The organism is Streptomyces sp. NPDC049837 (assembly GCF_040674455.1).
Classification (GTDB): Bacteria; Actinomycetota; Actinomycetes; order Streptomycetales; family Streptomycetaceae; genus Streptomyces.
The window spans coordinates 720,257-741,061 of the sequence record NZ_JBFAMP010000003.1; the positions used below are offsets into that span (position 1 = coordinate 720,257).

The window sequence follows — 20,805 nt, forward strand, 5'->3', positions numbered from 1 at the left end:
CGCTCCATGTCACAGCCACGTGACAGAGCTCACTGCCCCCGTGGCCACCTGCGGTTTTCCACACCCCGGCGTTCCGGGGCTGTACAGGTCGCTACGCGCGTAGATATGCTCAAGTGGTGACCATGCCCACCACCACAGCACCCGCATTCGCTGACGTGACCGCGTCCGACAGCACACTGCGCCGCTTCCTCCACGGGCTGCCCGGCGTCGACGCCGTCGGCCTCGAAGCGCGCGCCGCGTCTCTCGGTACCCGTTCGATCAAGACCACGGCCAAGGCGTACGCCATCGACCTGGCCATCTCGATGATCGACCTGACGACGCTCGAAGGCGCGGACACCCCGGGCAAGGTCCGGGCGCTCGCCGCCAAGGCCGTCCATCCCGACCCGACCGACCGCACCACCCCGCGCACCGCCGCGGTCTGCGTCTACCCCGACATGGTGGCCACCGCCAAGGCCGCCCTGACCGGTACCGACGTGAAGGTCGCCTCCGTGGCGACCGCCTTCCCGGCCGGCCGCGCCGCCCTCGACGTCAAGCTCGCGGACACCCGTGACGCCGTCGCCGCCGGGGCGGACGAGATCGACATGGTGATCGACCGCGGGGCGTTCCTCGCGGGCGACTACCTGAAGGTCTACGAGGAGATCCGCGCCGTGAAGGAGGCCTGCGTCCGCGAGGACGGCGGCGCGGCCCGCCTGAAGGTCATCTTCGAGACCGGCGAGCTGTCCACGTACGACAACATCCGCCGTGCCTCCTGGCTCGGCATGATCGCGGGCGCGGACTTCATCAAGACCTCGACCGGCAAGGTCGGCGTCAACGCCACCCCCGCGAACACCCTGCTCATGCTGGAGGCGGTGCGCGACTTCCGCGCCCAGACCGGGGTACAGGTCGGGGTGAAGCCCGCGGGCGGCATCCGGACCACCAAGGACGCCATCAAGTTCCTGGTCCTGGTCAACGAGACCGTCGGCGAGGACTGGCTGGACAACCACTGGTTCCGGTTCGGCGCGTCCAGCCTGCTCAACGACCTGCTGATGCAGCGTCAGAAGCTGGCCACCGGACGTTACTCCGGTCCCGACTACGTGACGGTGGACTGATCACCATGACCAAGTTCGAGTATGCACCCGCCCCCGAGTCCCGCTCGGTCGTCGACATCGCGCCGTCCTACGGCCTGTTCATCGACGGCGAGTTCACCGAGGCCGCGGACGGCAAGGTCTTCAAGACCATCTCGCCCGCCTCCGAGGAGGTGCTCGCCGAGGTCGCCCAGGCCGGGGCCGAGGACGTGGACCGGGCCGTGAAGGCCGCCCGCAAGGCGTTCGAGAAGTGGTCGGCGCTGCCGGGCGCCGAGCGCGCCAAGTACCTGTTCCGGATCGCCCGGATCATCCAGGAGCGCAGCCGTGAGCTGGCCGTCCTGGAGACCCTGGACAACGGCAAGCCGATCAAGGAGACCCGCGACGCGGACCTCCCCCTGGTCGCCGCGCACTTCTTCTACTACGCGGGCTGGGCCGACAAGCTCGACCACGCCGGCTACGGCCCGAACCCGCGTCCGCTGGGCGTGGCCGGGCAGGTCATCCCGTGGAACTTCCCGCTGCTGATGCTCGCGTGGAAGATCGCCCCGGCGCTCGCCACCGGCAACACGGTGGTGCTCAAGCCCGCCGAGACGACCCCCCTGTCCGCCCTGTTCTTCGCCGACATCTGCCGCCAGGCGGGCCTGCCGAAGGGTGTCGTGAACATCCTCCCGGGTTACGGGGACACCGGCGCCGCGCTCGTCGAGCACCCGGACGTCAACAAGGTCGCCTTCACCGGCTCCACCGCCGTCGGCAAGGCCATCGCCCGCCAGGTCGCGGGCACGGAGAAGAAGCTCACCCTGGAGCTGGGCGGCAAGGGCGCCAACATCGTCTTCGACGACGCGCCCATCGACCAGGCCGTCGAGGGCATCGTCACCGGCATCTTCTTCAACCAGGGCCAGGTCTGCTGCGCCGGCTCCCGCCTCCTCGTCCAGGAGTCCATCCAGGACGAGCTGCTGGACGCCCTCAAGCGCCGTCTGTCGACCCTCCGGCTCGGCGACCCGCTGGACAAGAACACCGACATCGGCGCGATCAACTCCGCCGAGCAGCTCGCCCGGATCAAGGCGCTGGCCGAGACGGGCGAGGCGGAGGGCGCCGAGCGCTGGTCCCCCGCCTGCGAGATCCCGACCTCCGGCTTCTGGTTCGCCCCGACGCTCTTCACGAACGTCACGCAGGCGCACACCATCGCCCGCGACGAGATCTTCGGCCCGGTCCTGTCGGTGCTCACGTTCCGCACCCCGGACGAGGCCGTCGCCAAGGCGAACAACAGCCAGTACGGCCTGTCCGCCGGCATCTGGACGGAGAAGGGTTCCCGCATCCTGGCGGTGGCGAACAAGCTCCGCGCGGGTGTCGTCTGGGCCAACACGTTCAACAAGTTCGACCCGACCTCGCCCTTCGGCGGCTACAAGGAGTCGGGCTTCGGCCGCGAGGGCGGCCGCCACGGCCTGGAGGCGTACCTCGATGTCTGAGAATCGTGACCGTCTGAGCGTCTTCAAGACCTACAAGCTGTACGTCGGGGGCAAGTTCCCCCGCAGCGAGAGCGGCCGGGTGTACGAAGTGCAGGACAGCAAGGGCAAGTGGCTGGCCAACGCGCCGCTCTCCTCCCGCAAGGACGCCCGTGACGCGGTCGTCGCGGCGCGCAAGGCGTTCGGCGGCTGGTCGGGCGCGACCGCGTACAACCGCGGCCAGATCCTCTACCGCATCGCCGAGATGCTGGAGGGCCGCAAGGACCAGTTCGTCCGCGAGGTCGCCGACGCCGAGGGCCTGTCGAAGTCGAAGGCCGCCGCGGTGGTCGACGCGGCCATCGACCGCTGGGTCTGGTACGCGGGCTGGACGGACAAGATCGGCCAGGTCGTGGGCGGGGCGAACCCGGTCGCGGGTCCGTATCTCAACCTGTCCACCCCCGAGCCGACGGGCGTCGTCGCGATCGTCGCCCCGCGCGAGTCGTCGTTCCTGGGCCTGGTCTCCGTCGTCGCCCCGGTGATCGCCACCGGTAACACGGCGGTCGTCGTCGCCTCCGAGAAGGCCCCGCTCCCGGCGCTCTCCCTGGGCGAGGTGCTGGCCACCTCGGACCTGCCGGGCGGTGTCGTCAACGTCCTGTCGGGCAAGGCGGCCGAGATCGCCGCCCCGCTCGCCGCGCACCAGGACGTCAACGCCATCGACCTGACGGGCGCGGACGCCGAGCTGGCCCGCGAGCTGGAGGTCGCCGCGGCGGACAACCTCAAGCGCGTCCTGCGTCCCCAGGCTGTGGACGGCGAGGACTTCGCCGCCGACCCGGGCACGCACCGCCTCACCGCGTTCCTGGAGACCAAGACGGTCTGGCACCCCACGGGCTCCCTGGGCGCGTCCGGCTCGTCCTACTGAGAGCCGGCCCACGCCGAACGGCTCCGTCTCCCCTCCGTCCGGGGGAGGCGGAGCCGTTCTCGTACGGCGAGAACGACAGGCCTCAGCCGGGGATGGCCCCGCCCAGCAGCGGCCCGGCGACCGGCAGGTTCGGGAGGTTGGTCACGGAGCCGGTCAGGGTCGTCGTGTCGACCGGCTTGAAGTCGCTGACCTGCGTACCGATGCCGTTGTTGAGCGGGTCCACCCCCGTCTGCGCGAGCGGGTTGACCTTCAGGTTCTTGGCCACCCCGGTCACATGCGGGACGGCGCCCATCGTGGCCTGGAGGGCCGCCTGCGGGTCCGTCTTGGGAAGTTGCGGCAACTGCGGCGGCTGCACCACCGCGTGCGCCGCGCCCCCCGTGACACCCAGGGCGGCGCCCAGCGCCGAGACGGTCAGCCCGGCCTTCAGCAACGTATGACGAGTCATGGAAGCTCCTGCCACCTGCGTAACGAGTCGGGTACGCACCGTATTTGAGATGTGATGCTGGATACCAACGGCCTCCGGACGGGGTCCCCCGACCGGGTCAATGGTTCAGACTGGTGTCCCGTGAGTTCCCAACCGATCCCGACGCGTGTCGTCCTGCTCGCGGGCCCCTCCGGCTCCGGCAAGTCCTCCCTCGCGGCCCGCACCGGCCTGCCCGTGCTGCGCCTCGACGACTTCTACAAGGAGGGTCACGACCCGACGCTGCCGCTCGTCCCCGGCAGCACGGACGTCGACTGGGACTCCCCCCTGTCCTGGGACGCGGACGCGGCCGTGGCCGCCGTGGTGGAGCTGTGCGCCACCGGCCGTACGACGGTCCCCGTGTACGACATCGCCACCAGCTCGCGCGTCGACCGGGAGGTGCTCGACATCGAGCGCACCCCGCTGTTCGTGGCCGAGGGCATCTTCGCGGCGGACATCGTGGCCCGCTGCCAGGAGCTCGGCGTCCTGGCCGACGCGCTGTGCCTGCGCGGCCGCCCGTCCACCACCTTCCGCCGCCGACTGCTGCGGGACCTGCGCGAGGGCCGTAAGTCGGTGCCGTTCCTGCTGCGCCGGGGCTGGCGCCTGATGCGTGCCGAACGCTCGATCGTCTCCCGCCAGACCGCCCTGGGCGCCCACCCCTGCAACAAGGCCGAGGCCCTCGGCCGCCTCGCCGCCGCGGCGGCCGGCCGCCACCGCGCCCCGACGATCACCCGGGCTCCGGAGCCGGCCTGACGACCTGTTCCGACCGCAAGCGGCCATTGAGCAACCCCCGCGGCGAGCAACCACCTCCGCGAGAGCGCGCGCCGGTTCAGGCGCACAGCACAGAGCCGGACAAGACCCCCCGTCTTGTCCGGCCCCGCGCTTGATCCCCCGTACCCCGTTGTCCCCCGTGGTCCCCCCCGATTCCCCCTTGTCCCCCCGCTTGCCGGCCGCCGTCTCCCCCGAGACCGCGACCGTTTCCCCCTGCCTTCAGGCCACGAGTTGGCCGAAGGACTCCTCTTCGTCACGGCCGAAGCTGAGGACGTCGTCCTCGCGCAGCCGGCGCAGGGAGCGCCAGATGCTCGACTTCACCGTGCCGACACTGATGTCCAGGATCTCCGCGATCTCCGGGTCCGTGCGGCCCTCGTAGTAACGCAGGACCAGCATCGTGCGCTGGAGTTCGGGCAGCTTGGCGAGTGCCTGCCAGAGCACCGCCCGCAGTTCCGTGCCGCGCATCGCGTCGGTGTCGCCGGCGGACTCGGGGAGTTCCTCGGTGGGGTACTCGTCGATCTTCCGCCGCCGCCAGGCGCTGATGTGCAGGTTCGTCATGGTGCGGCGCAGGTAGCCGCCGACCGCCGCCTTGTCGCTGATGCGGTCCCAGGCGCGGTACGTCGAGAACAGCGCGCTCTGGAGCAGGTCCTCGGCCTCGAACCGGTCGCCGGTGAGGTGGTAGGCGGTGGCGTACAGGGAGGCGCGGCGCTCCTGCACGTAGGCGGTGAACTCCGCCTCCGTGAGGTTCTTCCGCTCCCCCGATTCCTCCCCGTACGCCGTCGCCCCGTCAGTCACGGCGACCATGTAGGGCGCCTTGTGCTGACGCCCGGCGCTGCGAACGCACCCCCGCCCGTTCACCGCGCCGGACTTCTCCGTGCTCCGCGTGACGTCGTGGAGACGCGTGACAACTGCGCTTGAGGTGGTGCTGTGCAGTGCGTTCATCTCGCGCCCCCCGTCGGTTGGAGTCTGCTTCGGTCCGTGTGCCAATGAGCTTGCCCGGGCGACTTCATAGCGGTGTCCGCCGACTGTCACAGACCTGTCACAGCCCCCACCGGTCGAACTGTCCCGCCCCCATGGGACAGAATGACGGCGTGCCTTTCCTGTTGCTGATCGAGGACGACGATTCCATCCGCACGGCCCTCGAACTCTCGCTGTCACGCCAGGGCCACAAAGTGGCCACCGCGGCGACGGGCGAGGACGGCCTGAAACTGCTGCGTGAGCAGCGGCCGGATCTGATCGTGCTGGATGTGATGCTGCCCGGCATCGACGGTTTCGAGGTGTGCCGGCGCATCCGGCGTACCGACCAACTGCCGATCATCCTGCTGACCGCGCGCAGTGACGACATCGACGTGGTCGTCGGCCTGGAGTCCGGTGCGGACGACTATGTCGTCAAGCCGGTGCAGGGCCGGGTGCTGGACGCGCGCATCCGGGCGGTGCTGCGGCGCGGCGAGCGCGAGTCGACGGACTCGGCGACGTTCGGGTCGCTGGTGATCGACCGGTCCGCGATGACCGTGACGAAGAACGGTGAGGACCTCCAGCTCACGCCGACGGAGCTGCGGCTGCTGCTGGAGCTGTCGCGCCGCCCGGGCCAGGCGCTGTCCCGGCAGCAGTTGCTGCGGCTGGTGTGGGAGCACGACTACCTGGGCGACTCGCGTCTGGTGGACGCGTGCGTCCAGCGGCTGCGGGCGAAGGTGGAGGACGTCCCGTCGTCCCCGACCCTGATCCGTACGGTCCGTGGCGTGGGTTACCGGCTGGACGTGCCTGCGTGAGGAAGGGGAGTCTGCGGCTGCGCCTCGTCGTCGTCTTCGCCCTCGTCGCGCTCACCGCCGCCGCCTCCGCGTCCGGGATCGCGTACTGGCTGAACCGTGAGGCGGTGCTTCAGCGCACGCAGGACTCGGCGCTGAACGACTTCCGTCAGGAGATGCAGCGGCGTGCCGCCACGCTGCCGCTGCGGCCGACTGAGGAGGAGCTGCGGCGGACGGCCGAGGAGATGTCGTCCGGCGGGGTCGGGTACGGCGTGGTGCTGCTGGGCGAGCGGGCCAAGGGCAAGCCGATCGTGGGGGTGTCGGACCCGGACCGGTTCACGCTGGACGACGTGCCGGAGGAGCTGCGGCTCGCGGTGAACGAGCGGCAGGAGGTGGCGGACGGCAACGAGTTCCCGTACCACCTGTTCTGGCAGCGGACGACGCGGGACGGCACGCCGTACCTCGTGGGCGGCACGCGGATCATCGGGGGCGGGCCGACCGGCTACATGTTCAAGTCGCTGGAGCCCGAGCGGCAGGACCTGAACTCGCTGGCGTGGTCGCTGGGGATCGCGACGGCGCTGGCGCTGATCGGTTCGGCGCTGCTCGCGCAGGCCGCGGCGACGACCGTGCTGAAGCCGGTGCACCGGCTCGGGGAGGCGGCGCGGCGGCTGGGCGAGGGCGAGCTGGACACCCGGCTGCGGGTGTCGGGGACGGATGAACTGGCCGAGCTGTCCCGGACGTTCAACAGCGCGGCGGAGAGCCTCCAGAAGAAGGTCGCGGACATGAGCGCGCGGGAGGAGTCGAGCCGTCGCTTCGTCGCGGACATGTCGCACGAGCTGCGGACGCCGCTGACCGCGCTGACCGCCGTGACGGAGGTGCTGGAGGAGGAAGAGGACGCCCTCGACCCGATGATCGCCCCGGCCGTCCAACTGGTGGTCAGCGAGACCCGGCGGCTGAACACGCTGGTCGAGAACCTGATGGAGGTCACCCGCTTCGACGCCGGAACGGCGCGGCTGGTGCTGGACGACGTGGACGTCGCCGACCAGGTCACGGCGTGCATCGACGCGCGGGCCTGGCTGGACGCGGTGGAGCTGGACGCCGAGCGCGGGATCATGGCGCGGCTCGATCCGCGCCGCCTCGACGTGGTCCTGGCGAACCTGATCGGCAACGCGCTCAAGCACGGCGGCTCGCCGGTGCGCGTCTCGGTCCGGACGGCGGACGACGACCTGTTCATCGAGGTGCGGGACCACGGGCCGGGCATCCCCGAGGACGTACTGCCGCACGTATTCGACCGGTTCTACAAGGCGAGCGCGTCGCGGCCGCGGTCCGAGGGCAGTGGGCTGGGGCTGTCGATCGCGATGGAGAACGCGCTGATCCACGGCGGTGACATCACGGCGGCCAACTCGCCGGACGGTGACGGGGCGGTGTTCGTGCTGCGGCTGCCGCGCGACGCGTCGCGCACGAACACGGTGCGGGAAGACAAGCAGGAGGGTGGCGGTGATGAGGGTGCGTGAGCGGCGGGGCGCGGTCGCGCTCGCGGGGGTCGCCCTGCTCGCCGCCGTCGTCTCCGGCTGCGGGATCCGTACGACGTCCGTGCCGGTCGACGCGGGCGCCGCGCCGTCGCGGCTGCCGTGCAGCGTGTCGGGCGAGGACGTGGCGTCACAGGCCGGGGAGCAGGGGGTGCCGGTCCGGGTGTACCTGGAGTGCGCGTCGGGCCTGGAGGCGGTGGACCGTACGGTTCCGCGGACCGACGACAAGAACCCGCGCGGCACCCGGGTCGCGGTGGCCCAGGCGCTGCTGAACCAGCTCCTCGCGGAGCCATCGGCGAGTGAGCGCGAGGCGGGTTTCGCCACCTCCGTCCAGGGCCCGCTGACCGTGTCGGCGGGGCGTGAGGGCGACCCCGAGGGGTCGCTGCGGCTCAGCCGCCAGCCGGAGGACCTGCCCGCGGCGGCGCTGTCGCAGATCGTGTGCACGTATGCGGAGAACGGCGTGACCGCCGACGGCGGGACGGCCCTGCTGGGCGGCCCGGGCCCCTATCCGGTGCGGCGTTACGCGTGCACGGCCGGGCTGAAGGAGCGCCCGGACTCGGCGGCCCCGACGCGGCCCTCGTCCTGACCCGGGCGGGGCCGGTCCCCGGTGGGCGGAACCGATCGTGCCGGTCGGCGCGTCTTGGGGGGCGTGCAGCGTCATGGTTCGGACGGCAGTGCCGTCATCCGCCTCCGCGCGGCGGGGCTCATCCTCCTCATCGCTCATCTCGTGCTCGTGGGGTGGCTGACGCTCCGGCCGCTGGACGTGATGTGGGTGACGGCGGCCAATCTGGAGCCGTTGGCCGGGATCAAGGCCGACCTGGCGATGGGCCCGGTGGAGGCCGCGAGACGGATCGGTGAGGGCCTGTTGCTGCTGGCGCCGCTCGGGGTGCTGCTGCCGATGGCGGGTGGCCGGCTGGCCGTCTCCCCGTGGGCGTCGCTGGCCCGGACGGTCGTGGCGGGCGCGCTGGTGTCGCTGGGCATCGAGCTGTTGCAGACGGCGGTGCCGGGGCGGGTGGTGGACGTGGACGCGCTGCTGCTGAACACCACGGGCGTGGCGCTGGCGCACCTGGCGGTGGTGCCCGCGTGGCGGGGGCGGCTGCGCCGCCGGCAGGGGCCGGGCGGGGGCCGCGGGCGGGGGTCCGCCGGGGGCGGCGCCCGGGGGCGCGGGGCGGGCGTCCGTGGGGTGGGGGTCCTGAGGGATGACGTCTCTCAGGGTGCGACCCCGAGGATTCCCAGGGTCGGTATCGCCCCGTAGTCCGACGTTTTGTCCCGGCCTGTCGGGCGAGGATGAAGTCACGGAGCACATCGACCTCATTTCCGCGAAGGAGCCCACCATGGCCGCACTTGTTCGCCCCCGTGACGGAAAGATGATCGGCGGGGTGTGCGCGGCGCTGGCGCGGCGCTTCGGCACCTCCGCGACGACGATGCGCGTGATCTTCGTGGCCTCGTGCCTGCTGCCCGGCCCGCAGTTCCTGCTGTACCTGGCGCTGTGGATACTGCTGCCGTCGGAGAAGGCCGCGAAGCCGGCCTGGTAGTACGCCGCCTACGCACACGGAAGGGGGCGCCCACCTGTGACGGTGGGCGCCCCCTTCGCGTACGTACGCGGCGGTGACTCAGGCGCCGAGGGCCGGGAGGGTGCCGCCGACGGGCAGGCCGCCGAGGAGACCGGCCGCGGCGGCCGGGTCGATGGGCAGGCCCTGGAGCGAGGCGTTCTTGGTGGCGGCGCCGGCCAGTTCCTGCCCGGTGGCCAGCAGCTCGGTGGCGTTGTTCGGAGCCTGCTCGACGGCCGACTGGAGGACCGGCACCGCGGTGGCGGTGGCGGCGCCCAGCGCGGCGCTGGTGGGCGTCGTGGTGGCCGCGGAGGCGGTGCCGGCGGCGGCAGCGGCGAACGCGGCGCCGAGAGCGGCGACACCGAGGGTCTTGGCGGCAGACTGCTTCATCGAATTTCGTCCTTGGGGGAACTCGGGGAAAGATGAGCGGCTCTGCAACTTAGTCATCGTTCCGTGACCCCCGCAAACACCCGAAACGGCCAGGTCATGGAATTCCCGGCCGTTCGCGGGCGGCTCGCCTCAGGGCGTCGCGGGCGAGGAATCGCTGGTCGCGGCCGTCTGCCGGAACAGCCATTCGGACTTCAACTCGGCGTACCCGGGCTTGATCACGTCATTGATCATCGCCAGCCGTTCGTCGAAAGGAATGAATGCTGATTTCATCGCATTGACGGTGAACCACTGCATGTCGTCGAGCGTGTAGCCGAACGTCTCGGTCAGCAGCTCGAATTCGCGGCTCATGCTGGTACCCGACATCAACCGGTTGTCGGTGTTGACCGTGGCCCTGAAGTGCAGGGTGCGCAGCAGCCCGATGGGGTGCTCGGCGTACGAGGCGGCGGCGCCGGTCTGGAGGTTGGAGGTCGGGCACAGCTCCAGCGGAATGCGCTTGTCGCGTACGTACGCGGCGAGGCGGCCGAGCGTGACGGTGCCGTCATCGGCGACCTGGATGTCGTCGATGATGCGCACCCCGTGACCGAGGCGGTCGGCGCCGCACCACTGGAGGGCCTGCCAGATGGAGGGCAGGCCGAAGGCCTCGCCGGCGTGGATGGTGAAGTGGTTGTTCTCGCGCTTGAGGTACTCGAAGGCGTCGAGGTGGCGGGTGGGCGGGTAACCGGCCTCGGCGCCCGCGATGTCGAAGCCGACGACGCCGTTGTCGCGGTAGCGGTTGGCGAGTTCGGCGATCTCCAGGGCGCGGGCGGCGTGCCGCATGGCGGTGAGCAGGGCGCCCACGCGGATGCGGTGGCCGTTCTCGCGGGCCCGGCGCTCGCCCAGGCGGAAGCCCTCGTTGACGGCTTCGACGACCTCTTCGAGGGTGAGGCCCTTCTCCAGGTGCTGTTCCGGGGCGTAGCGGACCTCCGCGTACACGACGCCGTCCTCGGCGAGGTCCTCGGCGCACTCGGCGGCGACGCGGACGAGGGCCTCGCGGGTCTGCATGACGGCGCAGGTGTGGGCGAAGGTCTCCAGGTAGCGCTCCAGCGAACCGGAGTCGGCGGCCTCGCGGAACCAGATGCCGAGCTTGTCCGGCTCGTGCTCGGGCAGCGCGGTGTACCCGGTGGCTTCGGCGAGGTCGATGATGGTGCCGGGGCGCAGACCGCCGTCGAGGTGGTCGTGGAGCAGCACCTTGGGGGCGCGGCGGATCTGGTCCGCGGTCGGGACATGGGGTGTCTGGCTCGTCATTTTCGAACTCTAGCCCCTACGCGCGTAGAAGGCGCGTCGATACGTAACAGTGACCCCGCGTACGGATCGCGTACACCTCCTCTTCTGAGACTGTTCTGCCATGGCACTCCAGGCACTCGTAGGTACGGGAGGCGCGCGGGCGCCCAGGCTGGGCCGGCCCGTGGGGAGGGCCGTCGCGGGGGTGGGCGGCGTGCTGCTGCTCCTCCCGGACGGTGAGCCCGAGTCGGGGCGCGGCCCCTCGCCGGTCGCCCACGCGGCGGCCGTACCGCTGGCGCGCCACCTGGTCCGGGCGGGGCGGGCGGAGGGGCTGGTGGCCCATGTGGTGCGCTACCGGGGGCGCGGCTGGAACGGCGCGGACGCGCGGCTCGCGGAGGACGCGCGATGGGCGGTCTCGGAGGTCGTACGAAGATACGGCGACGTCCCGGTCTGCCTGGCCGGACGCGGTATGGGCGGCCGGGCGGCGCTGCGCGCGGCGGGCCACACGGCCGTCAACTCGGTGCTCGCCCTTGCCCCTTGGCTACCGGAGGACGATGTGGCGGCGACACCCGAACCGGTGAAACAGCTCGCCGGCCGCCGGGTGCTGATCGCGCACGGCACCAACGACACGCGTACGGACCCGGAGCTGTCGTACCGGCTGGCGGAGCGCGCGAAGAAGGCCAACCGGGACACGTGCCGGTTCGAGGTCCACTCGGACGGTCACGCACTGCGCGAGCACCACGACGAAGTGCTCGCGCTGGCGGCCGACTTCGTGCTGGGCGCGCTGTTCGGCCGCCCCTTCTCCCGCCCGGTCACCGACGCCCTGGCGGCCCCGCCACCACTGGGGCTGCGCATGCCACTGGCGTCGGGGTTCGGCAGGGCGCTGCGCCGGTAGGACGCCTATTCCGGCTCCGACAGCAGGCGCCCCCGGCGGGAGAGCAGGAACCGCTTGAAGGCGGCCACCGGTGGGGTGTCGGGGTGGCCGTCGAGCCAGGCGACGCCGATCTCGCGGGCCGCGCGCGGGGCGGTGACCGTGAGTTCCACGACGCCGGGGCGGGCGACGGCGGGCGGCGGGAGCAGCGCGACACCGAGGCCCGCGGCGACCAGGCCGCGCAGCGTCTCGGCCTCCTCGCCCTCGAAGGCGATCCGGGGCGTGAAGCCCGCCTCGGCGCACAGCGCGTCGGTGATGCGGCGCAGCCCGTAGCCGGGCTCCAGGGTGACGAACGTTTCGTCGGCAGCCTCCGCGAGGCGGACGCGCTTGCGGGCGGCCAGCCGGTGGTCGTCGGGGACGACGAGCCGCAGCCGCTGCTCGTCCAGGCGGCGGGCGACCAGGTCGGGGGCGTCCGGGACGGGCGAGGTCAGGCACAGGTCCAGGTCGCCGGCGCGGAGGCGCTCGATCATGGCCTCGCCGTAGTTCTGGACGAGCGTGAAGCGGACCTTGGGGTGGTCCACCCGGAAGGCCCGGATCAGCCCGGGGACGGTCTCCGAGCCCATGGTGTGGAGGAACCCGAAGGCGACCCGCCCCGCCGACGGGTCGGCGTCCGCCCGTACCGCGTCGGCGGACCGCTCCACCTCCGCCAGCGCCCGCTCGGCCGAGGCGAGGAAGGTGCGGCCGGCCGGGGTGAGCGAGACGGTGCGGCCCTTGCGGGCGAACAGCGCGACGCCCAGGTCCTGTTCGAGGCGGACCATGGCCCGCGACAGCGTCGACTGCGGCACGCCCAGGTCGTGCGCGGCGCGCGTCACATGCTCGTGGCGGGCGACCGCCGCGAAGTACGCGAGGCGCGGCGCAAGCAGCAGCCCCATGTCTTCTTCGTTACTGTTCGGTGACAGCCACTCCCGTGAGCTGTGGTTATGCGCCATGGGAACGATTAAAGCCGTTCCATGCATTGGACGCATCAAGCGGGTGTGCCTACGGTCGAGACATGCCTTCCGCCAGTACCAAGGCGGCCGCCACCGACGCGGTCGCCGACACTCGCCTTTCCCCCGGCCGCCCCGGCTACCGCCGGATGAGCTTCGCGCTCTTCGCCGCCGGAGTGGCCACCTTCGCCCTCCTCTACTCGACGCAGGCCCTGCTCCCGGCCGTCTCCGCCGACTTCGGCGTGAGCGCCTCGGCCGCGAGCTGGACCGTGTCCGCCGCGACCGGCGCGCTCGCCCTGTGCGTCCTGCCGCTGAGCGCCCTGTCCGAGCGGTTCGGCCGCCGCACCCTGATGACCGCCTCCCTCGTGGTCGCCGTCGTCGTCGGGCTGCTCGTGCCGTTCGCGCCGAGCCTGGAGTGGCTGGTCGCACTGCGCGCCGTGCAGGGCGCCGCGCTCGCGGGGCTGCCCGCGTCGGCGATGGCGTACCTGGCCGAGGAGGTACGGCCCAAGGCACTGGTCGCCGCGATCGGCCTGTTCGTGGCGGGCAACAGCATCGGCGGCATGAGCGGCCGGATCGTCACCGGCTGGGCGGCCCAGCTCTGGGGCTGGCGGGCGGCGCTCGCCGCGGTGGGGCTGATGGCGCTGGTGTGCGCGGTGGTGTTCCGGCTGATGATCCCCAGGGCGCGGCACTTCTCGACCGGTTCGCTGAACCCGCGCGCGCTGGCGACGACGGTCCGTACGCACCTGTCCGACCCGCTGCTGATGCGCCTGTACGCGATCGGCGCGCTGTTCATGACCGTCTTCGGCGCCGTCTACACGGTGATCGGCTACCGGCTCGTCGAGGCGCCGTTCTCGCTCCCGCAGGGCGTGGTCGGCTCGATCTTCCTGGTGTACCTGGTCGGTACGGTCTCGTCGGCCGCGGCCGGGAAGCTGGTGGGCCGCATGGGGCGGCGCGGGGCGCTGTACCTGGCGGTCACCACGACGGCGGCGGGTCTGCTGCTGTCCCTGTCGGACGCGCTGACGTACGTACTCCTCGGCCTGGTCCTGATCACCGCCGGGTTCTTCGCCGGACACGCGGTCGCCTCCTCGTCCGTGAGCCGCACGGCGAAGACGGGCCGGGCGCAGGCGTCGGCGCTGTACCAGTCGGCGTACTACCTGGGCAGCAGCGCGGGCGGCACGCTCGGCGCGGTCGCCTTCCACGCCGGCGGCTGGGCGGGCACGGTCCTGCTGGGCCTGGTCGCCGTCCTCGGCGTCGTATCGCTGACCCTGTACGGGACGCACGCCGCGCGCGTGGAGAACCGTAAGTCTCGCGAAACGTACAACCGCACCGCTTCCCCGAGCGTCCTAAGGGCATAACTACCTCAAGGGGCTCCAGGGGGAGTGGTGGACGTGGGTGGGATACGTAAGAGAGCCGGGGTCGCGCTCGGTCTCACGGGACTGGTCGTGCCGTTGACGGTCGCGCTGGGCGCCGCGCCGGCCCAGGCGGCGTCCTGTACGACGCAGACGGGCCCGTACCAGAGGCAGGTCGAGAAGTTCATGGGCCGGCCGGTGGACGGGAAGCAGTCGCCGGCCGACTGCAAGGCGATCCAGACGTTCCAGCGCTGGCACGGGATCACGCCGACCATCGGATACGCCGGGGAAATCACCTGGCGCACGATGAACACGATCCTCCAGCAGCGCGCGGCGGGGAAGAACCCCAACGCGGCGGGTAAGTGCCCCACCAACAAGGGGCGCATCGCGTGCGTGGACCTGACCAGGCAGCTCTCCTGGATCCAGGACGGCGCCAAGCTGAAGTACGGGCCCGTGCCGGTGCGCACCGGCCGCGACGGCGACGAGACCCGCACCGGCGCGCGGAAGATCTACCACCGCAACATCGACCACTGGTCGACGCTCTACAAGGTGCGCATGCCGTACGCGCAGTTCTTCGACGGCGGGCAGGCGTTCCACTCCGTCACCAAGTCCATGTACAACCCGCCGGGTTCGCGCGGCTGCGTCAACATGCGGCCGGCCGACGCGAAGGCGTACTGGAACCTGCTGCGGAACGGTGACGACGTGTTCGTGTACGGGCGCAAGCCCGGAACGTGACCCCCGTTGTCAGTCCCCTCCGGTAGCTTCCGTCGTGAGGCATGGGAAGCGCGACAGGGGTGGACGCGATGACTGGTGTGGCGAGCGATGTGGCGGACCTGGAGCAGTACCGGACCGAGCTGACCGGGTACTGCTACCGCATGCTGGGATCGGCCTTCGAGGCGGAGGACGCCGTCCAGGACACGATGGTCCGGGCGTGGCGGAGCTTCGAGAAGTTCGAGGGCCGGTCCTCGGTGCGCTCCTGGCTGTACCGCATCGCGACGAACGTGTGCCTCGACGCGCTGAACGCGGGCAACCGGCGCGCGCGGCCGATGGACCTGACGGCACCGACCCCGGTGGCGCAGGCCCAGCTCAACTCGCGCCCGGAGGTCACCTGGCTGGAGCCGGTGCCGGACGGGCGGGTGCTGCCGTCGGTCGCCGACCCGGCGGAGGCGGCGGTGGCGAAGGAGACGGTACGGCTCGCGTTCGTGGCGGCGCTCCAGCACCTGCCGCCGAAGCAGCGCGCGGTGCTGATCCTGCGCGAGGTGCTGGCCTGGAAGGCGAGCGAGGTGGCGGAGCTGCTCGGCACCTCGGTCGCGTCGGTCAACAGCGCGTTGCAGCGGGCGCGGGCGACGCTCGCGGAGTCCGAGCCGGCGAAGACGGACACGGCCGATCCGCTGGACGAGGAGCAGAAGAAGCTCCTCGACCGGTACGTGGCGGCGTTCGAGGGGTACGACATGGCGGCCCTGACCGCGCTGCTCCACGAGGACGCCACGCTGTCCATGCCGCCCTACGACCTGTGGCTCCGGGGCCACGACGACATCACGGGCTGGATGCTGGGCGTCGGCGAGGTGTGCCGGGGCTCGCGCCTGGTACCGGTGGTGGCCAACGGCACCCCGGCGTTCGCGCACTACCACCCGGACCCGGACGGCGGCTTCAGCCCGTGGGCCCTCATGGTCATCGAGATCGTCGACGGGAAGGTCTCGGGCATCACGTCGTTCCTGGACGTGAAGCGCTGGTTCCCCCTGTTCGATCTTCCGGAGCGGCTGGAGGCGTAAGGAGCGCGTCCAGCCCGACCAGCTCCAGCAGCGTCCGCAGCCCTGGCCCGGCCCCGCGCACGGTCATCCGGTGCCCGAGCCGCCCCGCGGTCAGCCGGAGCCGGGCGAGCGCGTCGACGGTGGCGAGGCTCGGCCGGGTGACACCGGCGACGTCACAGACGACATCGCCGGCGTCGCTCCCGCCGAGCAGCTCGGTCAGCTCCTCGCAGAGGCGTGGCACGTCGGCAGGCTCGATGAGACCGACGACGTGGAAGACTTTCGGATCCGTGGTGTCCACATGGAAGGAGACCCACGCCTCGGACGGAACTCATCGGTGCCCCTACGCTGCGGCTCATGATTCATGATCCTGTCGAACTGGTGATCTTCGACTGTGACGGTGTCCTGGTGGACAGCGAGCGGAAACTGCCGGAGCCGCTGAAGGAGCCGCTGGCGTGACCGGGGCCGTGCACCAGCGGATCGCGGGCGTCGCGTGGGACCGGCTCTTCCACGCCTACGGGACCGCCACGGACACCCCGGTCCACCTGCGCGGCCTGCTCGGGGAGGACGAGCAGGCGATCTCGGCGGCGTCCGAGCACCTGTGGTCGGCGATCCTGCACCAGGGCAGTGTCTGGCCGGCGACGGCGCCCGCCGCCAGGATCGTCGCGACGATGCTCACCCGGCCGGCCCTGCGCGAGGGCGCGCTGGCGTTCCTGCGGCAGGTGGCGGTGGCCACGGACCTCGGGGACCGGGCCGACGAGCTGCGGGCCGTGGCGTATCCCGAGGACCCGGCGGCCCGGGCCGCGATCGACGCCTGGACCTCGGCGTACACCGCCGCGGACGAGGACGACCAGGTCGACATGTGGGACGACAGCGGGACCGGCGACCTGGTGCTGACCCGCGCGGCGCTCGACTGCTACGACGCCTTCCCCGACCTGCTCGCGCCGGTCGCGGAGCATCTGGACGACCCCGACCCGGCGATCCGCACGGCGGCGTGGTCGGCGGCGACCGTCCTGGCGCGCCACCCGGCGGCCGTTCCGGCGGCCGCCGGCCTCCGCGCGCGGCTGGAACGGCTGGCGCGGGCGGCCGGATCCGCCGAGGAGCGCGCCTCGCTCGTCCTGGACCTCGGTGACCTGGGCGGTGAGCCCCGCGCATGGCTGGCCGACCCGCACCTGGTGGTGCGGGGCGCCGCCGCCCTCGCGCCCGCGCTGGCGGACGAGACCGAGGCGCTCGACGTGCTGGTCACCCTGGCGGAGTCGCCGCGCGCCTTCGACGCCCTGTCCGCGCTCCCCCGCTTCGGCGGCGAACCCGCCCGGTGGACGCTGATCGCGGCGGTGTGCGCTCGGGTGACCGGCCTGGAGCGGTTGTACTCGGGGGCGCTGGCCGCGCTGCCGCGTGCCTTCCGGCTGGCCCCCTGCCCGGATCTGGGCCCGTACCTGCGGGTCGCCTTCCCCGACGGCTGGCCCACCGACCCGACCCCCCACCAGTGCGCCCTGGCGCGGGCGGTCGGGGAGCGCGAAGAGCTGTGGGACCCCGTGAACGGCAACCGTAAGATCACCTTCGCCCGCCTCGGCCTCCCGGACGACCGCGCGGCCTGGCGCGGCCTGACGAGGCGCCACCCCGAGACGTATTCGGCCGCCGACATCGTCGTGATGGGAGGGCCCCAGGGCATGCGCGCATTTGCCACGAAGTTCCTGGGCCTGGGCCGGACGGCTCCCGCCCTGCCCGGCCGGGTCGCCGAGCTGCTGCGCGAGGGGTTCGGCGAGCGGTCGGTGACCGTCGAGGCCGGGCTGCGCCTCACGGTCGAGGTCCCGGACGGCGACCTTCCCACCGCGCCCGACCCGTTCACCTCGCCGTACCCGCGCCACCCCTTCCTGGCGCTCTCCGTCGCGGCGGCTCTCTCGTCGTCCGTGCGGGTCCTGGAGTGGCACGAGGGGCGGGAGCTGGTGCGGGAGTACGCCGACCTGGCGGCGACGGGACCGGTCCGTGACGCGGGCCCGGCGGGCCGGCGCGGCTTCCGGGTGGAGTTCCGGCTGGACGAGGAGTGGCTGCCGAAGGGGGCGGGGGCGGTCAGTTGACGGGGAAGGTGCTGGTGTCGAGGCCGTCAGGCGTCGCGCTGGGACCTCATGGCTGCGAGTTCACGGGCGACGGTTTCGAGCCCGAGGGCGTTGGCTCCCTTGACGAGGACGACGTCGCCGGGCCGGAGCTGGGTGTGGATGTGGGGTGCGAGACCGTTGGCGGGCTCGGCGCTCGTGGCGTCCAGACCGCTGTCGCGGATGATAGTGATCACCTGCTGTGTGTGGGGGCCACCAATGCCAATGGTGTGGTGGATGCGGTGGCTGATCACAGCGCGCGCAACCTTGTCATGCCACAGGGCAGCGTGGTCGCCCAGCTCGGCCATCTCTCCGAGTCCCGCCGCTTCACGGGCGGCGTACTCGGCCGCGAGATCGATGCCGGGGCGCAGCAGTCTCAGCGCGTCCGCGTTGTCGCGCCCTTGAGCTGTAACCGCGCCTACGAGGGCAGCGACGGTGTGTCGAGGCACGCCGAGCCAGTCCGCCCATGATCCCCAATAGCGATCGTCGCGGGTGAGTGTCTCCCCGATGTCGAAGACGATGGTCTCAATCACACCGCGAAGCCTACGACCGCCCCTCCCCGCTGCGCCGGTCGTCGAGGACAGCCCCTACGGCATCGCCGCCGCCCGCGCGGCCGGCATGCGCGCCTTCGGCTACTGCGGCGGGCTCGCCGGGGCGGACCGGCTGGCGGTGTCCTGTACGTGCGATCGCGGTACGCCACCGAGCAGCTCACGCCGTTGCGCCACGCCCGTCGGCTACCACCGCACCGGGAGCGCCTCCGGGCCGCGAATGAGCACGTTCGTCTGCCAGGGCACCTCCTCACGGGGCATCGCCAGGCGAAGGGACGGCAGCCGCGTGGTGAGTGTGGCCAGCAGGACCTCCGCTTCCAGGCTGGCCAGCAGGGGGCCGACGCAGAAGTGCGGCCCGTGTCCGAAGGCTAGGTGCGGGGGGCCCTGGCGGTCGAAGTCGATGCGCCCGGCGTCGGGGTAGACGCGCTCGTCCCAGTTGGCGGCCACGTACGACACGTACACGTACTCGCCCTCGCGGATCAGCTCACCGCCCACGACAACATCCTCGGTGGCGATGCGGGGCTGCCCCACGCCATGCTTGTGCGGAACCCACCGGAGGAGTTCCGTCACGGCCTTCGGCACCGCCTCCGGCTCGGCGCACAACCGGTCCCACAGGCCCTCGGCCGTCAGCAGGGCGAAGACCATGTTGACGGTGTTGTTGCTCACCGCGTGCCAGCCGTTGAGCCCGATCAGCGTGGCCAGAGCCAGCAACTCCTCCTCGTCGATCGTGCCCCGGTCCACGGCCCGGACCAGCAGCGTCATGGTGTCGTCCCGGGGCTCGGCCCGCCGCAGCCGGGCGAGAGCCAGGAAGTAGGCGCGGGCGTCCCGCTTGACGCCCTCGGCGCGCCGGGCGGCCGCTTCGTCCGACGCCCTGGTCAGGAGGGTGGTCGCCCAGTCGCGCACCTGGGGGCGGTCGGCCTCGGGGATGCCGAGCACCAGGCCGATCACATCGAGCGGGAAGGGGGAGGTGACGTAGCGGACGAGATCGGCCGGCGGCGGCCGCTCGACCAGCCGGTCCACCAGGGCGTCCAGCGCGGTCTGGACGCGGGGCCGCAGCCGTTCCAGAGCCGGCCGGCTGAACGCAGGTGCGACGACCGACCTGACACGGGCGTGCTCCGGAGGGTCGACAAAGCTGACGGCCCGGTCCAGCGGAATGAAGTGCTTGGTCATCTTCGGGATCGGCCGGCCCACGATGTCACGGCTGAAGCGGGGGTCGGACGTCACGAACCGCACCAGGTCGTACCGGGTGACAAGCCAGCAGTCGCCCTCGCCGTGCGGCAGCCGGATCCGGCGCACCGGGTGCGCGTTCACGGAGGCACGCAGGAACGGGTCGAAGTCGAGCCCAGGAAGGTCATCGACGCTGTAGAGAGGGATCGGTTCGCGGTGCACGGGCGCCTTCCTGGAACGGGCCGTCCGGCCTCGGACAGACGCTCCCACTCTGCCCCGGCGCCCACCCGCGCACACCGTCCCGTCACCCTGGAGAGTGACGTCGCCCGCCCGCCACCGCCCACTGGCCCCGGCGGCCCTTGCCGTTGCCCGCCGGAGGGGCAGTGGCCCTCGGCCCGAGCGCCGGGAGCAGTCCTCACCGGACGCGAGGCACCCGCGGAGACGGCTGGGTGATGCGACGCGCGGCTTACGGACCCTTAGGCGGTGGGGAACTCGCCCGTGTCGAGGGTGAGGTCGAAGGGGGCGGGGAGGTGGACCTTTCCGCCGTACCCCTCCGTAGAGCGGCACGCCGGCCGTGGCGTAGCCGTGCAGTTTCTGGACCCGGTCGTGGTTGGCGTCGAACCTCGAGGTGATCTCGACGACCAACTCGGCGGCGGTGGCGGGGATGTGGTGGCCGGGCTCGTTCAAGGCTGCTGCCGGGGCCACGACGAGATCCGGGGTGTACATCCCGAAGCAGGACGGGACGGCAACGGCAAGAGTCTGGTAGATGCCCCGGTCTCGATCTGCTCCCAGAGGCTGACAAGGTCATCCCACTCGGCATCCGGCTCCCGAGAAGCCAGGCATTCGCTCATGGAGGCGATCCCAGCATGCCGAACGGGACCGATAGGGGTCCACCGGTCCCGTTCAGCGGTACGAG

Annotated in this window: 22 protein-coding genes and 1 pseudogene; 15 read left to right on the forward strand and 8 right to left on the reverse strand. The window is 71.9% G+C overall.

Annotated elements, in window-relative coordinates; all coding sequences use genetic code 11:
- Positions 1–122 precede the first annotated feature (122 nt).
- The 3 genes from deoC to AB0J57_RS11210 are packed head-to-tail and all read left to right on the forward strand — an operon-like array spanning position 123 to position 3,422.
- Entirely contained in the window at positions 123–1,088 is a 966-nt protein-coding gene (gene deoC, locus AB0J57_RS11200) for a deoxyribose-phosphate aldolase (protein ID WP_366127833.1), read from the forward strand.
- Between the two features lie 5 nt (positions 1,089–1,093).
- On the forward strand, positions 1,094–2,527 hold the full coding sequence (locus AB0J57_RS11205; protein ID WP_366127781.1) for an aldehyde dehydrogenase family protein: 1,434 nt from the start codon (positions 1,094–1,096) through the stop codon (positions 2,525–2,527).
- A complete protein-coding gene (locus AB0J57_RS11210) occupies positions 2,520–3,422 on the forward strand; it encodes an aldehyde dehydrogenase family protein (protein ID WP_366127782.1) in 903 nt (300 codons plus the stop codon). The genes AB0J57_RS11205 and AB0J57_RS11210 overlap by 8 nt, the downstream gene beginning before the upstream one ends.
- Before the next feature lie 82 nt (positions 3,423–3,504).
- Here the strand turns inward: AB0J57_RS11210 and AB0J57_RS11215 are convergent, their stop codons facing one another.
- On the reverse strand, positions 3,505–3,867 hold the full coding sequence (locus AB0J57_RS11215) for a hypothetical protein (protein ID WP_366127783.1): 363 nt from the start codon (positions 3,865–3,867) through the stop codon (positions 3,505–3,507).
- A gap of 54 nt (positions 3,868–3,921) precedes the next feature.
- Here AB0J57_RS11215 and AB0J57_RS11220 point away from each other — a divergent pair, with 54 nt between their 5' ends.
- Positions 3,922–4,635, forward strand: coding sequence for a uridine kinase (locus AB0J57_RS11220; RefSeq protein WP_366127784.1), 714 nt, complete (start codon positions 3,922–3,924; stop codon positions 4,633–4,635).
- A 237-nt stretch (positions 4,636–4,872) separates the two neighbouring features.
- Here the strand turns inward: AB0J57_RS11220 and AB0J57_RS11225 are convergent, their stop codons facing one another.
- Positions 4,873–5,595 carry a SigE family RNA polymerase sigma factor gene (locus AB0J57_RS11225; protein WP_366127785.1) on the reverse strand — a complete coding sequence of 241 codons (723 nt, stop codon included), beginning with the start codon at positions 5,593–5,595 and terminating at the stop codon, positions 4,873–4,875.
- A gap of 149 nt (positions 5,596–5,744) precedes the next feature.
- Between AB0J57_RS11225 and afsQ1 the strand changes: the two genes are divergently transcribed.
- From afsQ1 to AB0J57_RS11250, 5 genes are all read left to right on the forward strand, one after another.
- Complete coding sequence (gene afsQ1 / locus AB0J57_RS11230) at positions 5,745–6,422, forward strand: two-component system response regulator AfsQ1 (protein WP_179166385.1); 678 nt, start codon at positions 5,745–5,747, stop codon at positions 6,420–6,422.
- Positions 6,419–7,912 (forward strand): HAMP domain-containing sensor histidine kinase, encoded by a 1,494-nt coding sequence (locus AB0J57_RS11235; protein WP_366127786.1) that lies wholly within the window; start codon positions 6,419–6,421, stop codon positions 7,910–7,912. The genes afsQ1 and AB0J57_RS11235 overlap by 4 nt, the downstream gene beginning before the upstream one ends.
- Positions 7,899–8,513 carry a hypothetical protein gene (locus AB0J57_RS11240; RefSeq protein WP_366127787.1) on the forward strand — a complete coding sequence of 205 codons (615 nt, stop codon included), beginning with the start codon at positions 7,899–7,901 and terminating at the stop codon, positions 8,511–8,513. Before AB0J57_RS11235 ends, AB0J57_RS11240 begins: the two co-directional genes overlap by 14 nt.
- Before the next feature lie 54 nt (positions 8,514–8,567).
- Positions 8,568–9,182, forward strand: coding sequence for a VanZ family protein (locus tag AB0J57_RS11245; RefSeq protein ID WP_366127788.1), 615 nt, complete (start codon positions 8,568–8,570; stop codon positions 9,180–9,182).
- 79 nt (positions 9,183–9,261) lie between these two features.
- The gene (locus AB0J57_RS11250) at positions 9,262–9,462 is read left to right on the forward strand and encodes a PspC domain-containing protein (RefSeq protein WP_073753831.1); all 201 of its coding nucleotides are present in this window, start codon (positions 9,262–9,264) and stop codon (positions 9,460–9,462) included.
- Positions 9,463–9,540: 78 nt separating this feature from the next.
- On the opposite strand, the gene AB0J57_RS11255 is transcribed toward AB0J57_RS11250, so the two are convergent.
- Complete coding sequence (locus AB0J57_RS11255) at positions 9,541–9,867, reverse strand: ATP-binding protein (protein WP_366127789.1); 327 nt, start codon at positions 9,865–9,867, stop codon at positions 9,541–9,543.
- Positions 9,868–9,996: 129 nt separating this feature from the next.
- A complete protein-coding gene (locus AB0J57_RS11260; protein ID WP_366127790.1) occupies positions 9,997–11,151 on the reverse strand; it encodes an adenosine deaminase in 1,155 nt (384 codons plus the stop codon).
- Between the two features lie 100 nt (positions 11,152–11,251).
- On the opposite strand from AB0J57_RS11260, the gene AB0J57_RS11265 reads away from it, so the two are divergent.
- Positions 11,252–12,022, forward strand: coding sequence for an alpha/beta hydrolase (locus tag AB0J57_RS11265; protein WP_366127791.1), 771 nt, complete (start codon positions 11,252–11,254; stop codon positions 12,020–12,022).
- A 5-nt stretch (positions 12,023–12,027) separates the two neighbouring features.
- Here AB0J57_RS11265 and AB0J57_RS11270 read toward each other — a convergent pair whose 3' ends face one another.
- A complete protein-coding gene (locus AB0J57_RS11270) occupies positions 12,028–12,987 on the reverse strand; it encodes a LysR family transcriptional regulator (RefSeq protein ID WP_366127792.1) in 960 nt (319 codons plus the stop codon).
- Positions 12,988–13,049: 62 nt separating this feature from the next.
- Here AB0J57_RS11270 and AB0J57_RS11275 point away from each other — a divergent pair, with 62 nt between their 5' ends.
- Genes AB0J57_RS11275 through AB0J57_RS11285 form a run of 3 tightly spaced genes read left to right on the forward strand, consistent with a single transcriptional unit; the run spans position 13,050 to position 16,105 of the window.
- Positions 13,050–14,339, forward strand: coding sequence for an MFS transporter (locus tag AB0J57_RS11275; protein WP_366127793.1), 1,290 nt, complete (start codon positions 13,050–13,052; stop codon positions 14,337–14,339).
- Between the two features lie 33 nt (positions 14,340–14,372).
- Positions 14,373–15,068: a L,D-transpeptidase gene (locus AB0J57_RS11280; RefSeq protein ID WP_366127794.1), complete on the forward strand. Its 696-nt coding sequence runs from the start codon at positions 14,373–14,375 to the stop codon at positions 15,066–15,068.
- A gap of 41 nt (positions 15,069–15,109) precedes the next feature.
- The gene (locus AB0J57_RS11285; protein ID WP_366127795.1) at positions 15,110–16,105 is read left to right on the forward strand and encodes a sigma-70 family RNA polymerase sigma factor; all 996 of its coding nucleotides are present in this window, start codon (positions 15,110–15,112) and stop codon (positions 16,103–16,105) included.
- On the opposite strand, the gene AB0J57_RS11290 is transcribed toward AB0J57_RS11285, so the two are convergent.
- Complete coding sequence (locus tag AB0J57_RS11290; protein WP_366127796.1) at positions 16,038–16,382, reverse strand: STAS domain-containing protein; 345 nt, start codon at positions 16,380–16,382, stop codon at positions 16,038–16,040. The two genes, AB0J57_RS11285 and AB0J57_RS11290, sit on opposite strands and share 68 nt — an antisense overlap.
- Positions 16,383–16,536: 154 nt before the next feature.
- Here AB0J57_RS11290 and AB0J57_RS11295 point away from each other — a divergent pair, with 154 nt between their 5' ends.
- Entirely contained in the window at positions 16,537–18,159 is a 1,623-nt protein-coding gene (locus tag AB0J57_RS11295) for a hypothetical protein (protein ID WP_366127797.1), read from the forward strand.
- A 26-nt stretch (positions 18,160–18,185) separates the two neighbouring features.
- Here AB0J57_RS11295 and AB0J57_RS11300 read toward each other — a convergent pair whose 3' ends face one another.
- Positions 18,186–18,704, reverse strand: a complete 519-nt coding sequence (locus AB0J57_RS11300; RefSeq protein WP_366127834.1) for a hypothetical protein — start codon at positions 18,702–18,704, stop codon at positions 18,186–18,188.
- A gap of 33 nt (positions 18,705–18,737) precedes the next feature.
- On the opposite strand from AB0J57_RS11300, the pseudogene AB0J57_RS11305 reads away from it, so the two are divergent.
- Positions 18,738–18,843 (forward strand): annotated as a pseudogene (locus AB0J57_RS11305) (HAD family hydrolase); the annotation flags it as partial.
- A 65-nt stretch (positions 18,844–18,908) separates the two neighbouring features.
- On the opposite strand, the gene AB0J57_RS11310 reads toward AB0J57_RS11305, so the two are convergent.
- Complete coding sequence (locus tag AB0J57_RS11310; RefSeq protein WP_366127798.1) at positions 18,909–20,111, reverse strand: cytochrome P450; 1,203 nt, start codon at positions 20,109–20,111, stop codon at positions 18,909–18,911.
- Between the last annotated feature and the right edge of the window lie 694 nt (positions 20,112–20,805).